The organism is Chloroflexus sp., assembly GCF_034435895.1.
Taxonomy (GTDB): domain Bacteria; phylum Chloroflexota; class Chloroflexia; order Chloroflexales; family Chloroflexaceae; genus Chloroflexus.
The window spans coordinates 1-12,460 of sequence record NZ_DAOTWH010000101.1; the positions used below are offsets into that span (position 1 = coordinate 1).

General features: G+C 58.7%; 11 protein-coding genes and 4 pseudogenes. 7 read left to right on the forward strand and 8 right to left on the reverse strand.

Features of this window, described 5'->3' with window-relative positions; translation table 11 throughout:
- The 6 genes from U9R81_RS06005 to minC all read right to left on the reverse strand — a co-directional run.
- A partial coding sequence (locus U9R81_RS06005) for a serine/threonine-protein kinase (RefSeq protein ID WP_322494607.1) occupies positions 1 to 927 on the reverse strand: 927 nt, incomplete at its 3' end.
- 540 nt (positions 928 to 1,467) lie between these two features.
- Positions 1,468 to 2,859 (reverse strand): GTPase Era, encoded by a 1,392-nt coding sequence (era, locus tag U9R81_RS06010; protein WP_322494608.1) that lies wholly within the window; start codon positions 2,857 to 2,859, stop codon positions 1,468 to 1,470.
- A gap of 4 nt (positions 2,860 to 2,863) precedes the next feature.
- Positions 2,864 to 4,024 carry an AI-2E family transporter gene (locus U9R81_RS06015; protein ID WP_322494609.1) on the reverse strand — a complete coding sequence of 387 codons (1,161 nt, stop codon included), beginning with the start codon at positions 4,022 to 4,024 and terminating at the stop codon, positions 2,864 to 2,866.
- A gap of 127 nt (positions 4,025 to 4,151) precedes the next feature.
- Positions 4,152 to 4,427, reverse strand: coding sequence for a cell division topological specificity factor MinE (gene minE / locus U9R81_RS06020; RefSeq protein WP_066785746.1), 276 nt, complete (start codon positions 4,425 to 4,427; stop codon positions 4,152 to 4,154).
- Positions 4,428 to 4,442: 15 nt separating this feature from the next.
- Positions 4,443 to 5,243 carry a septum site-determining protein MinD gene (minD, locus tag U9R81_RS06025; protein WP_322494610.1) on the reverse strand — a complete coding sequence of 267 codons (801 nt, stop codon included), beginning with the start codon at positions 5,241 to 5,243 and terminating at the stop codon, positions 4,443 to 4,445.
- Positions 5,244 to 5,252: 9 nt separating this feature from the next.
- Complete coding sequence (gene minC / locus U9R81_RS06030) at positions 5,253 to 5,915, reverse strand: septum site-determining protein MinC (RefSeq protein WP_322494611.1); 663 nt, start codon at positions 5,913 to 5,915, stop codon at positions 5,253 to 5,255.
- Positions 5,916 to 6,081: 166 nt separating this feature from the next.
- Between minC and U9R81_RS06035 the strand changes: the two genes are divergently transcribed.
- From U9R81_RS06035 to arsJ, 4 genes and pseudogenes are all read left to right on the forward strand, one after another.
- Positions 6,082 to 6,381 carry a nucleotidyltransferase family protein gene (locus U9R81_RS06035; protein ID WP_322494612.1) on the forward strand — a complete coding sequence of 100 codons (300 nt, stop codon included), beginning with the start codon at positions 6,082 to 6,084 and terminating at the stop codon, positions 6,379 to 6,381.
- A 109-nt stretch (positions 6,382 to 6,490) separates the two neighbouring features.
- On the forward strand, positions 6,491 to 6,712 hold the full coding sequence (locus U9R81_RS06040) for a DUF86 domain-containing protein (RefSeq protein ID WP_322494620.1): 222 nt from the start codon (positions 6,491 to 6,493) through the stop codon (positions 6,710 to 6,712).
- Positions 6,713 to 6,808: 96 nt separating this feature from the next.
- Positions 6,809 to 7,817: pseudogene (locus tag U9R81_RS20035) on the forward strand (ArsJ-associated glyceraldehyde-3-phosphate dehydrogenase).
- Entirely contained in the window at positions 7,814 to 9,115 is a 1,302-nt protein-coding gene (arsJ, locus tag U9R81_RS06055) for an organoarsenical effux MFS transporter ArsJ (protein ID WP_322494615.1), read from the forward strand. The pseudogene U9R81_RS20035 and the gene arsJ overlap by 4 nt, the downstream one beginning before the upstream one ends.
- Positions 9,116 to 9,352: 237 nt before the next feature.
- Here the strand turns inward: arsJ and U9R81_RS06060 are convergent.
- Positions 9,353 to 9,730 (reverse strand): annotated as a pseudogene (locus U9R81_RS06060) (GxxExxY protein).
- Between the two features lie 444 nt (positions 9,731 to 10,174).
- On the opposite strand from U9R81_RS06060, the gene U9R81_RS06065 reads away from it, so the two are divergent.
- The 3 genes and pseudogenes from U9R81_RS06065 (at position 10,175) to U9R81_RS20040 (ending at position 12,004) form a co-directional block, all read left to right on the forward strand.
- Positions 10,175 to 10,438 carry a metalloregulator ArsR/SmtB family transcription factor gene (locus tag U9R81_RS06065; protein ID WP_322494616.1) on the forward strand — a complete coding sequence of 88 codons (264 nt, stop codon included), beginning with the start codon at positions 10,175 to 10,177 and terminating at the stop codon, positions 10,436 to 10,438.
- A 54-nt stretch (positions 10,439 to 10,492) separates the two neighbouring features.
- Complete coding sequence (locus U9R81_RS06070) at positions 10,493 to 10,726, forward strand: thioredoxin family protein (RefSeq protein ID WP_322494617.1); 234 nt, start codon at positions 10,493 to 10,495, stop codon at positions 10,724 to 10,726.
- Positions 10,727 to 11,016: 290 nt separating this feature from the next.
- A pseudogene (locus tag U9R81_RS20040) lies at positions 11,017 to 12,004 on the forward strand (permease).
- A gap of 250 nt (positions 12,005 to 12,254) precedes the next feature.
- Here the strand turns inward: U9R81_RS20040 and U9R81_RS06085 are convergent.
- A pseudogene (locus U9R81_RS06085) lies at positions 12,255 to 12,460 on the reverse strand (arsenic resistance protein); the annotation flags it as partial.

Consider the following 12,460-nt stretch of genomic DNA (forward strand, 5'->3'; position numbering starts at 1 on the left):
CGGCGCAGGCGCTGCCGCTGGCGAGGCCACCCGCACTTGGGCCGATTGCGGCTGCGCGCGCGGAATCAACGCTGCCCGAAACTCATCCATCGTGGCGAAGCGATCGTTGGCTGCTTTTTGCAACGCCTTTTCCAGCGCGGCGCTGGTGCGCTCAGAGATCCCCGGCACTAACGCACGGGCCGGCGGAAACGAAAACGGCATCTCTTTGGTCGGATCGCGCCCGGTCAGCAGGTGGTGCAACGTCGCCGCCAAGGCATAAATGTCCGACTGCGGCGTCGCCAACCCCTGATACTGCTCAGGCGGCGCATACCCCGGCGTGCCGATCTGAGTGCCGCGTTCGGTGGGCTTGAACACCTTGGCAATGCCGAAGTCGATCAACTTGACATCGCCGCCCGGCTCGATCATTACGTTCGAGGGCTTCATATCGCGGTAGATCAGCCCTTTGCCGTGCAGATAGCCCAGCACGTCGCAAATCTCATCGGCCCAGCGTAGCACCCGCTGCTCATCAATGCGACCTTCGCGCTCGATGATCTGTTCGAGATCCTCGCCACGAATGAAATCCATCGTCAGATAGTGGCGGCCCTCATCGGTGAAGTGGCTGTAGACACGGGGAATACGCGGGTGGCGCAACTGCTGCAACAACTCTGCCTCGGCATTAAACCGGGCCACCGCTTCGGCCCGCTCGTTGGGGTCAGCAAAGCGGTCGAGCATCTCTTTGATCGCATAGACGTTGCCGTCTTGATCAATGCCCTCGTAGACTGCCCCCTGCCCGCCGCGCTTGATAATCCGGGTAATGATGTAGCGGCGATGATCGGTAGGCTGATCGTTGTTCAGCACCACATCATGGCCGCAGTGCTGGCAAAACCGCGCCCGCCGCAGGTTGGGCTTATGGCAGATTGGGCAGAGGATTTCAGTCACCTCGGCCATATCTCTCCAGTTTGTAGCAGCAGGCGAGCGGCGGGTTGCCATCGTTACAGCGTGCCTTGCGGTACAATCGTTCGCCAATCTAACGGATCATACGCAATTGCCGGCGGCAAAGTTGCATCATGATGGTTCTGCTCACATTATCGCAGCATGCGGCGACCAATGAGCATCACCATGCGAGAGCGAGACAGGCTATTGTGGCGTGGCGGCAGGCCACCTCCCGCTTGCCAGCTCTGACAGGCCATTGTGGCGCGGCGGCAGGCCGCCTCCCGCTTGCCAGCTCTGACAGGCCATTGTGGCGTGCGGCAGGCCACCTCCCGCTTGCCATATCGGACAGGCTGCGCTACCACCAACGCACAGCCAATCAACGCAACGTTGCCAACCGTACTCACGCTTATCGTAGCATAGATTGTTGCGCTATACACTGCGCCCCCACCCTTGTAGAGAGAACGCGGCAGCGGAGCGACCGCATGCGATAATCTGGTGTATGCACTATCACAATATTCATCGCCAACGAACTAGCGTCAAGACACCTGCACCCACCTACAGAAAATTCTTCGCCCGATACCCCAACCATCCCAGCGCCGACGGATCATCGCGCCAGTTCGGGCGCACCTTGACCCACAAATCGAGAAAGACGGGCCGGCCGAGCATCCGCTCAATCGAGGCGCGGGCAGCACTGCCAATCTTCTTCAGCATACCACCACCGGCGCCGATCAGGATGCCCTTTTGGCTCTCTTTTTCGACATTAATCGTCATGCGGATATAGGTAGCCGTCTCCTTCTCGATCCACTCCTCGACTTCAATCGCGATCGCGTGCGGCACCTCTTGCTGCAGGTAGAAGAGCGCCTTTTCGCGCACAAACTCGGCGGCCAGTTGCTGCTCGTTTTGGTCGGTGATCTGGTCAAGCGGGTAGAGCGGCGGGCCTGCCGGCAAGCGCGCGCTAATCTCGCTCAGCAACGCAGCCAACCCCAGCCGGCGGTAAGCCGAGATCGCAATCTCCATTTCCCACTCACCCAGTTCGCGGTAAGCGGGCAAATAATCAGCGCCGGGCTGGCGCGGTTTCTGGTCGACTTTGTTGAGCACCAGCAGCTTATGCCCACGCACGCGCTGCACCTGCTGCGCAATCATACGGTCGAGCTTGCTCGGCGGCTGGCTAATATCAACCATAAAGCAGATCACATCGGCATTGGGCAAGGTGCGCTCGGCCAATTCGACCATCAGCTTGCCCAGCCGGTGATCCGGCTCGTGAATGCCGGGCGTGTCAATGAAGATAATCTGCTCACCCGGCCGAGTGAGGATGCCGCGCACCGGCACCCGCGTGGTTTGCGGACGGGGCGAGACAATCGCGACCTTTTCCCCCAGCAACGCATTGAGCAGGGTGCTCTTACCGACATTCGGCTTACCGACCAGCGCAACGAAGCCGGAACGCCACGGCTCAGGCGGGATGGCAGCTAGCTCCGGCGGCACGGCTTCCTCGACTGTCGCATCATCGACAGTCACCGGCGGCCCAAACACTACCGGCCCTTCGCCATCGAACGGCACCAACAGCGGGGCCAGCCGGGCCAAGCGTTCGGGTGTGCGCCATTCGTCAGGCAACATCAGCTCGACGCCGACCACCAGATCACCGGCGTTGAGATCGAGCACCGCAGTTTCGGCCAGCTCTACCACCTCAGCCGGCTCTTCATCGGCCATGCGGATGTAGAGGTGGCCGTATTGGCCATCGAGCCAATTGTACGGCCCATCCAGCGCCAGATCGAGCTGGCTGAGAATCACCTCATCGTCAAGATCGATCCGGCAGCCGAAGATCGCCCCTTGCGCATCGAGCAGCAGATGGGCGGGGTATTCCATCATCCCCGCCACCTGCCCCGTTTCCAGATCGAGAAAGTAGAAGTACAGCGTGCCGGCGTCGTTATCAAGCGAACAATACTTCATCGCGTCATCCTTTTGAACTGAACGCCACTTCGCCGGTCGCCGGTTCGGGTTGGGCCATTACCAGCGGATGATCGGCGTCACATGGCGGTTCGGGCTGATCGGTCAACTTCCGGTAGATATAACTGAGCAAAATCCGGATCACAGCCGCAATCGGGATCGAGATAAACAGACCAAACGCGCCGGCCAGCGCGCCGCCAGCCAAAATGGCAAAAATCACCACCCCCGGATGCAGGCGCACTAGCGTCCCCATCACATTAGGAATGATGAAATGGTCTTCGATCTGGCGCAAAACGAAATAGATGATACCAAGCAACACCGCCAACGCCACATTCGAGAGGCCGAACGGCGTCACCGGCTGGAACAGCGCCACTGTCATAGCAATGCCGGCTGCCGACCAAGGCCCGATAATCGGCAAAATTTCGAGCACGCCAGAGGCGACCGCAATCACCAGCGCATACGGCACCTGTAAAATCGAGAGCGGGATGTAGAGCAGCACCGACATAATCACAATCAAAATCAATTGGCCGCGAATATAGGCGCTGAACACCCGATCGATCTGAGAACCGAGCTGGCCAATCTCGCGCCGGTACGGTGCCGGAATCAAATTGCGCGCCCATGCTTTCAATTGCGGCGCTTGCAACAACAAATAAAACGTAATAATCAAATACACCAACAGATAAATCATACTTTCGATGGCCGAAAAGACAATCTTGGGCACATTGCCGCTCAACCAACCAGCGACATCGCGCACTAAACTAATCACTTGCGCCTCAAGCGGAGCGAGGCTGATCACAGAATCACCAACGTTCACCGACTGATTCTGCTCAAAGAAAATCGTCAACTCACGAACAATCGCCGGCGCATTCGCGGCCAAATCGCGGCTCTGCTGCACAATGCGCGGCCACAGCGCGGTAAACAGGCTATAGAGCGCAAAACCGGCCACAATATACAGCACAACAATCCAGATTGCGCGCCCAATCTGGGTGCGACGATGCAACCAGCCAATGAGCGGATTACACAAATAAGCGGTAATAATCGCACCGATAAACGGCGGCAAAATATGGGTTACTCCCATCAACAACAAAATTGCCAGCGCCACTACGATGGCGCTGCTGATCCATTTCGCTTGGTACGAAAACCGGATTGGGCGAGATTCGGCATCCATGGCGATTTCCTAGACGATGCAACACTGCATGGATATAGCAGCACCCGCCTACAACGTGAAACGGGCGAACGAATCACAGATGCTGTGATTCGTCGCCCTTCATTATAGCGGTAACGGCGAACGACGCCTAGCGGTTTGGATGGCTATCGGGCGCACGGCGGAGCGGCACATCGGCTTTGAGCAGATCGTGGGCTTCGCCCCGGCTGAGCGTCACCTCGATCTGTTCGGCATCGATCGCCGGCAAATAGCGCTTCAACACTTCCGCCAGATCGGCTTTCATCTGCGCCATCATTTCAGGCGTTAATTTATAGCGGTCGTCGATCAGCACCGTCAACAGCCGTTGCTTGGCCAGTTCGGCGCTCGAGTCGCGTTTTCGACCGAAAAGGCCGTTCAGAAACGACACAGGCTCTCCTTTCCGCTATGTCCGCCGCCGCCCGAACAAGCCGAGCAGCCGTTCAAGCATCCCCTGCTGATCAGGGATCGCCATTACCGGCACATCTTCGCCGGCTAAGCGTCGGGCGATATTGATATAGGCGCGCCCGGCGAGCGAATTGGGATCGTAGACCACCGCCTCGCCGCGGTTGGTCGCAATCACAATCGTCTCGTCTTCAGGAACGATGCCGAGCAGCGAGATGGCCAACAATTCCAGCACATCTTCCACTGACAACATCTCACCCCGACTAACAAGGCGCGGCTTGATCCGGTTAATCACCAACGAAGGCGGGCCTTTCTCGGCCGCCTCCACCAGCCCGACAATCCGGTCGGCATCGCGCACCGCCGACACTTCAGGCGTGGTGACGATAATGACTTCATCGGCGCCGGCAATCGCATTGCGGAAACCGGCCTCAATCCCCGCCGGGCTATCGATCAGCACAAAATCAAAATCATGGCGCAGTTGGTTGGTCAGATCGATCATTTGCTGCGCGTTCACCGCGTCTTTATCCCGCGTCTGCGCGGCGGGCAACAGGCACAACTCAGGCAACCGCTTATCTTTAATCAACGCCTGCCGCAACCGTGCCCGGCCCTCGACCACATCCACCAGATCGTAGACGATGCGGTTTTCGAGCCCCATCACTACGTCAAGGTTTCGCAGGCCAATATCGGCATCTACCACCGCGACGCGCGCCCCACGCATCGCCAGCGCCGTGCCTAGATTTGCAGTGGTCGTCGTCTTGCCAACGCCCCCTTTGCCCGAAGTGACGGTAATGACTCGCCCCATACCACCCCGCTAACGCTTGAACGATTCCCATCCATCAACCACGATCTCGCCGGCCATCACCCGCGCAAACTCCGGACGGCTCACCTTATCGCGATCAGGCGCGCGCGCTATCAGATCGGCAATCCGTAACTGGGTCGGCGTCAATTCGAGCGCACAGATAATAGCGCTCTGATCACCGAGCGCGCCGGCATGCACCAAGCCGCGCAACCGGCCCCAAACGACCACGCTCCCGCCGGCAATCACTTCAGCCCCCGGATTGACATCGCCTATCAAGGTAATATGGCCGGTATGGCGCAGCACCTGCCCCGAACGCAACGTGCGCATAACCATCAGCGCTTCAGCCTCAACCGCCGGCATCGGTTCGGTGTAACGCGGCAACGGGCGCGCCGCCAAACCCGCCGCTCGCGCCGCTGCCCGCGTGGCCCGCTCCGACGAATCGATCGCAGTGGCTTGCACCCCATGCTGGCGAATGAGCGCTAACATCTCATCGAGCTGCGCCGGCGACACCTCACGCTCACCCAAATCGATCACCAAACTGGCGCCGTGAAAAAAGCTGCGCCGTTCACCCAGATGATGATCCAGCCGGCTGAGCAATTCCGGCCACGCAGCGTTGGCGTCTAAACGAAGCCGTAGCCCGTCACGGCTGCCTTTTATCGTGATTAAGTCGCTCATGGCCATACTACCAATATAGAACGTATGATTGTGAGAAATTATAGCATAGCTAGCCCGTGTTGTCGCGCTCTTGCGCGGGGATTTTGCTTACAGAGCGCAGAGAAGGGAGGAGTGGTCATGTATAATGCTGCTATAAGCGGACAATCATCCATAACAGGCAATGATGATGCTGAACCAGATAACGTTTCCCCAAACCGAACTCGCTGCTTTCTGTCGCCGCTATCAGGTACGCCGGTTGTCGCTCTTTGGCTCGGCGCTCCGCGAAGATTTCCGGCCGGATAGCGATATCGATCTGCTGGTCGAATTCGAACCGGATGCAGCGGTAGGCTTCCTTACCCTCAGCCGAATGGCACGCGAATTAGCTGCCCTGATCGGCAGACCTGTTGATCTCGTGCCGCGCAGTGGTTTGAAGCCGTTGCTGCGTGAGACGATACTGCGCGAAGAGCAGGTTATCTATGCGGTCTGAACGGCTTTACCTCACTGATATTATCGCTGCCATTGATGCCATCGAGCGATTCTTGCAAGGCATTGATGAAGCGTCGTTTATGCAGGACGAGTTACGATAAAGCGCTGTCCTGCAAAAGCTGATTGTCATCGGCGAAGCTGCTGCCCGGTTGCCCAAAGCATTCACTGACAAGCATCCCGGCATTCCTTGGCCCGACATTGTCGGCTTCCGCAATATTGCCGTGCATGCCTACTTTTCAGTAGACTGGCGGATTGTTTGGATTACGGCAACGCAGGATGTTCCCCTGCTGCACCAACAAATCGCCAATACTCTCACGCAGTTGGATCAATAGCGCCGCCTTCCCACCCCGCACTGCCCGGCGGGGTTCCTTTTGCTCGCCGCATCGAATATAATATCAATGAAAATTGATATAAATGAGGAGGGCGCTATGGCGGTGCGGGTTGGGATCAACGAGTTTGGCCGGATCGGGCGGCTGGCGGTGAGGGCGGCGTGGGGGTGGCCGGAATTGGAGTTTACCCATGTCAATGAGATCAGTGGCGATGCGGCGGTAGCGGCGCACCTGCTCACTTTTGACTCGGTGCATGGGCGTTGGTCGCGCGAGGCGCACGGTGAAGGCGACCAGTTGGTGATTGACGGCAAGCCGGTTGGCTATAGCCAGATCAAAGACCCCAGTGCAGTGCCGTGGGCCGCCGCCGGGGTCGAGATTGTGCTCGAAGCGACGGGGAAGTTTCGCACCCCTGAGCAGTTGGCAGCCTATTTCACCGCCGGCGTCAAGAAGGTGATTGTGGCGGCGCCGGTAAAGGGTGAGGCGCTGAATGTGGTGATGGGCGTGAACGATCATTGGTACGATCCGGCCCGCCACCATCTGCTGACGGCGGCTTCGTGTACGACCAATTGTTTAGCGCCGGTGGTGAAGGTGATCCACGAGGGGATCGGCATTCGCCACGGTATGATCACCACCATGCCATAGCTCGACCAATACCCAGAGCGTGCATGACCAGCCGCACAAAGATTTGCGGCGGGTGCGGGCGTCGAGCTTGTCGCTGGCGCCGACGACGACCGGTTCGGCTACGGCGATCGGGCTGATTTTCCCTGAATTGCAGGGTAAGCTTGATGGGCAGGCCGTGCACGTACCGTTGCTCAACGCTTCGCTGACCGACTGTGTGTTTGAGGTGGCGCGGCCTACCACCGTCGCTGAAGTGAATGGCTTGCTGCGCGCCGCCGCCGAAGGCCCGCTGAAGGGCATTTTGGCCTACGAGACACGCCCGCTGGTGTCGATCGATTTTGTTACCGATCCCCATTCGGCGATTGTCGATTCGCTGTGTACGATGGTAACTGACGGCACGCAGGTGAAGATTTATGCGTGGTACGACAACGAGTGGGGCTACCCGAACCGGTATGTGGAACTAGCGCGAAAGGTGGCGATGGCGCTATGAAACCAGCCCAATCTGCTAGCGTGGCGGTCACCGCTGAACAGCAGCGCGCTGACCGGCGCAATTATCTGTTGGTGACGGCGGCCTATTGGGCTGATACCCTCGCCGATGGCGCGATCCGGATGCTGGTGCTGTTTTATTTTGCCCAGCTTGGCTATTCGCCGTTTGCGGTGGCATCGCTCTTTCTGTTCTACGAAATCTTTGGCGTGATTACGAATCTGTTCGGCGGCTATCTCGGCGCGCGCTTTGGCCTAAAGACGACGCTTTTTCTCGGTTTGGCCACCCAGTTGGTCGCGCTGAGCATGCTGACCTTCGCGCCGCCGTCGTTGCTGGTTGGGCCCTACGTGATGGCGGCGCAAGCGTTGTCGGGCATCGCCAAAGACCTGACCAAGATGTCGTCGAAGAGCGCGGTGAAACTGGTGGCGGGCGAGGGCGAGGGCCAGCTCTACCGTTGGGTGAGTGTGCTGACCGGCTCGAAGAACGCGATGAAGGGGTTGGGCTTCTTTGTGGGGGCGCTACTGCTCAGCCTGCTCAGCTTTCAGACGGCGCTGCTGATTCTGGCGGCGCTGGTGCTGGCGGCACTGATCGGTGCGGTCAGCGCGATCAGCGGCGATCTAGGAATTGCCGATAAGAAGGCGAAGTTCAAGCAGATGTTTTCACCCAACCGGGCGGTTAACCTGCTAGCCGCGGCGCGCATCTTCCTCTTTGGCGCGCGCGATGTCTGGTTTGTGGTCGGCTTACCGGTCTTTTTCATCACTGTGCTCGGCTGGGACTTCTGGCTGGCCGGCGGTTTTATGGCCGCGTGGACGATCGGCTACGGTTTTGTGCAAGCCGCTACCCCGGCGCTCATCCGGCGACGAGTGGCGGGGGCGCGCGCTCCTGACGGGCGCACCGCGATGTGGCTAGCATTTGCGCTGGCAGCCTTTCCAGCGGGCATCGCGCTGGCGCTGAGCGCCGGGCTTGCCCCCACCCTCGCGGTGGCCGGCGGCCTGCTCGCCTTTGGCGTTGTGTTTGCGCTCAACTCGGCGGTGCATAGCTATCTCATTCTCGCCTACGCTGATGACGCCAAAGTCGCGATGAACGTCGGCTTTTACTACATGGCCAATGCACTAGGCCGGCTCGCCGGCACCGCCTTGTCGGGCGCACTCTACCAATGGGGGATGCAAAGCGGTCTCTACAACGGCCTGATCGCCTGCCTCTGGGCATCGGCGGCGTTCGTCGTGCTCGCCGGGTTGCTCTCGATCCGGCTGCCGGCGCCGGCGCGGGTTGTGACCGGTGAGTGGAAAGTCGCGGGAGAGTAGACTACTGACCGCAGAGGTTTTTTACCGCAGCGGGCGCAGGTTTTTTTACCGCAGAGAGCGCGGAAGGCGCAGCGGGTGTTACCTGCCTGTGCGTCCTCCGCGTGTTCGGCAGTGTATACGGGCTGATCTCCAAGAACGCCGAGGTCGCAGAGGAGGTTTGCCTATCTCTGCGCCCTCGGCGTTCTCGGCGGTCAATTTTCCTTGTGCCCCCCAGTGGTAATCGAACATGATCCGAATCTATAACTTATTTACTAAACGTTTAATACCATTCTTGAGGTGCAAGACATTGAAGTTATTGAGCAAACCTAATCGCTTGCCACTAAGCTTCAAGTATGCAAGTAATTACGCTTCGTGAATCGGCAGGATGGCTGCGACCGCTTTCAATTCGACCACAACAGCGTCTTCGACCAACAGATCCAAGCGATAGTCTACATCCATCTGTACACCATCATAGGTTACTGGTAACACCACCTGACGCAGCACTTGCAACCCTCGTTTTCTCAGTTCGTATTCGAGACAAGCCTCGTAGGCGCTCTCCAGCAAGCCCGGCCCAAGCGCCGAATGCACCTTGATTGCTGCCTCAATCACCTGCCCGCTCATGGCATTCATCAGCATACGAGTACTCTCCGTTTCTTGTGCAACCGTGTTTCGTAGAGCGTGTAGCAGGTGTGATGTGAATAATCGTCTCTGCTACACACCCTTAGAAACCGCTGCTCATGGACTTTCGTTGCGCAGCCATCTGGGCTTTTTTACCGCAGAAGGTGCAGTTGGTTTTTTTACCGCAGAGGGCGCAGAGGACTTTTAGCTCCCCCTGCGCCCTCTGTGTCCGCTGCGGTAAGAAATTCCCCCCGTGTCCTCTGCGTCCGCTGCGGTAAAACGCTCCCCCGCGTCTTCAGCGGTGTGCAACGCGCGCCGGCGCTTAGCAACGTCTTGCCCAATCATTAGCGCCCCGCCACTATCAGGTTGCCAGATTTCACCATCACATTCAAACAATCGCATATTATGGCAATTATGCCACAGGCCACCGCAAGCAAACAGGCTCGCCTGTTCAAATCCCTCATGCATCCAGTGCGCATCCAGATCCTCGAGATTTTGCGCAGTGGTGAGGCGTGCGTCTGCCATATCGAAGCGACGTTCGGCCTGCGGCAAGCGTATGTCTCGCAACAACTGGCCGTATTACGGAAAGCCGGCTTGACTAGCGACCGCCGTGACGGGCCAAACATTTATTATCAGATCGTCCGCCGCGAGGTGCTCGATCTGCTCGATATGGCGCGGGCCGCGGTTGGCGAGGATGAACCGTGGCAACCGTTGCCGGCGGGGTGAGCCCTGCCCGCGTTGTACGACGACGATTGCTGTGAAAGAACTGGGAGCACGACAATGATCAACGTGAAGGTGTTAGGTTCAGGCTGCGCCAATTGCCGCAACCTCGAAGAGCGGGTACGCGCGGTGGTGCAAAAGCGCCAGCTCGCGGCTGAGATTGAGAAGGTGACTGATTATGCGCAGATCATGCGTTGGAATGTGCTGCGCACGCCGGGTTTGGTCATCAACAATGTGCTGGTTTCCGCCGGACGTATCCCCTCGGAAGCGGAGATTGCTGGCTGGTTGAAGTGATATAGCTGAGAGCCGCGGGCGTGGTCGCCCGATCTTTTTCCGGGTAGATATGCGATTTTTTGCATATTGTGTACTTTATTTACCGTGGCTGCCTGTAGTGTCCCACTCCCGCCATCCCCCTCGGGGGGAGGGAGAACGTTCCCCCTCCCCGTAAACGGGGAGGGGGGTAGGGGGTGGGGTCACGATCTCTCAATCAAAGTAACCTATCATATCAGACAGAGGCATCCATCATGGCTCAAACCCTCTCGACCCCATCCCGCCGCACTTCCACCCAAGCGTAGTTTGTTGTTATCATCGCCGCCATCGGCTGGTTGATCGCGTACAACCTCATCTAACCGTTGGCCAATTGGCTGCCCTATCGGATGATCGGATTAGCCGCAGGCTCGCATTTGGGTGAGTCAGTCACCTTTTTTCTGTACGATGTGCCGAAGATTCTCTTGCTGCTGAGCGGAATGATCTTTGTGATCAGCACGTTGCGCTCGTTCTTTAGCCCCAAACGCACCCGCGCCTTGCTCGGCGGCAAGCGCGAGGGGATCGGGAACGTACTGGCTGCCGCGCTCGGCGTAGTGACGCCGTTCTACTCGTGCTCGGCAGCGCCGCTCTTTATTGGGTTTGTCTGGGCCGGCATTCCGCTCGGCGTGACCTTTTCGTTCCTGATCGCCGTGCCGACGGTGAACGAAGTTGCGCTGGTAATGCTGTTCGGGATGTTTGGCTGGCAGGTGGCGCTGCTCTACCTTGTGGCCGGGATGAGTGTGGCAATTGTGGCCGGTGTGATTATTGGCCGGCTGAAGCTAGAACAGTACGTAGAAGAGTTTGTCTGGCAGATCAAGGGGGGCGGGCAGATGCGATCGAGATCCAACGTGGGCTGAGCGGTTTGCCGGCGCGTGGGAGAATACCCGCGAGATTGCCGGCAAGGTGTGGCTGTACGTAGTGATCGGGATTGCCATCGGGGCCGGCATTCACGGCTACGTGCCCGCAGATGCATTGGCCGGCATCCTTGGCCGCGAGGCATAGTGGTCAGTGCCGGCAGGGGTGGTGCTGGGCGTGTCGCTCGATTCCAACGCTGCCGGCGTGATCCCGGTGGTACAGGCATTGATGGCCAAGGGAGTGGCGCTGGGTACGGTACTGGCCTTCATGATGGCAGTGGTAGCGTTCAGCTTGCCGGAACTGATCATTCTGCGGCGGGTGCTGAAGCCGCAGTTGATCGCGGTGTTCGTTGGCGTGGTCGCCAGCGGGATCGTGCTGGTCGGGTACCTGTTTAATCTGGTGATGGGATGAGCAGGCGCTTACCGTAGCGGCAGTTGCCTTGCACCCTCGGTGATCTGTGCCAGTAATGGAGTATATATACCGCAGAGAGCGCCGAGAACGCTGAAGACTTTCTGATACTATGAAGTTATAACTTTTTTACAAGCCTATTAATGGTATTTTTGAGTGTCAATCATTGAGCACAATGTACTATCGAGCGTATCAACAACGTCACGTGTGCCGCTACCTGCGCCGAGACCGCAAAGCGATATTCCCGCCGCCCTCACCCCTCTCGCATCACCCAGCGCGGCCCGGCCCACACCATCATCGCCATACCGATCAGCTCGACCAGCGCCTGCACCACAATCACCAGTGCCGTCGCCTCCCAACCCGGCGGCAGACTGAGGGCCAGCGGCAGCACCACAAACGAGTTGCGCGTGCTGAAACTGAACAGCAACACCCGGCCGCGCCGCGCCGGCAAGCGGCCCA

Coding starts and splice junctions, on each gene's coding strand:
- era (WP_322494608.1), bottom strand. CDS start 2,859: ATGAAGTATTGTTCGCTTGATAACGACGCCGGCACGCTGTACTTCTAC.
- U9R81_RS06015 (WP_322494609.1), bottom strand. CDS start 4,024: ATGGATGCCGAATCTCGCCCAATCCGGTTTTCGTACCAAGCGAAATGG.
- minD (WP_322494610.1), bottom strand. CDS start 5,243: ATGGGGCGAGTCATTACCGTCACTTCGGGCAAAGGGGGCGTTGGCAAG.
- minC (WP_322494611.1), bottom strand. CDS start 5,915: ATGAGCGACTTAATCACGATAAAAGGCAGCCGTGACGGGCTACGGCTT.
- U9R81_RS06035 (WP_322494612.1), top strand. CDS start 6,082: ATGCTGAACCAGATAACGTTTCCCCAAACCGAACTCGCTGCTTTCTGT.
- arsJ (WP_322494615.1), top strand. CDS start 7,814: ATGAAACCAGCCCAATCTGCTAGCGTGGCGGTCACCGCTGAACAGCAG.
- U9R81_RS06065 (WP_322494616.1), top strand. CDS start 10,175: ATGCATCCAGTGCGCATCCAGATCCTCGAGATTTTGCGCAGTGGTGAG.
- U9R81_RS06070 (WP_322494617.1), top strand. CDS start 10,493: ATGATCAACGTGAAGGTGTTAGGTTCAGGCTGCGCCAATTGCCGCAAC.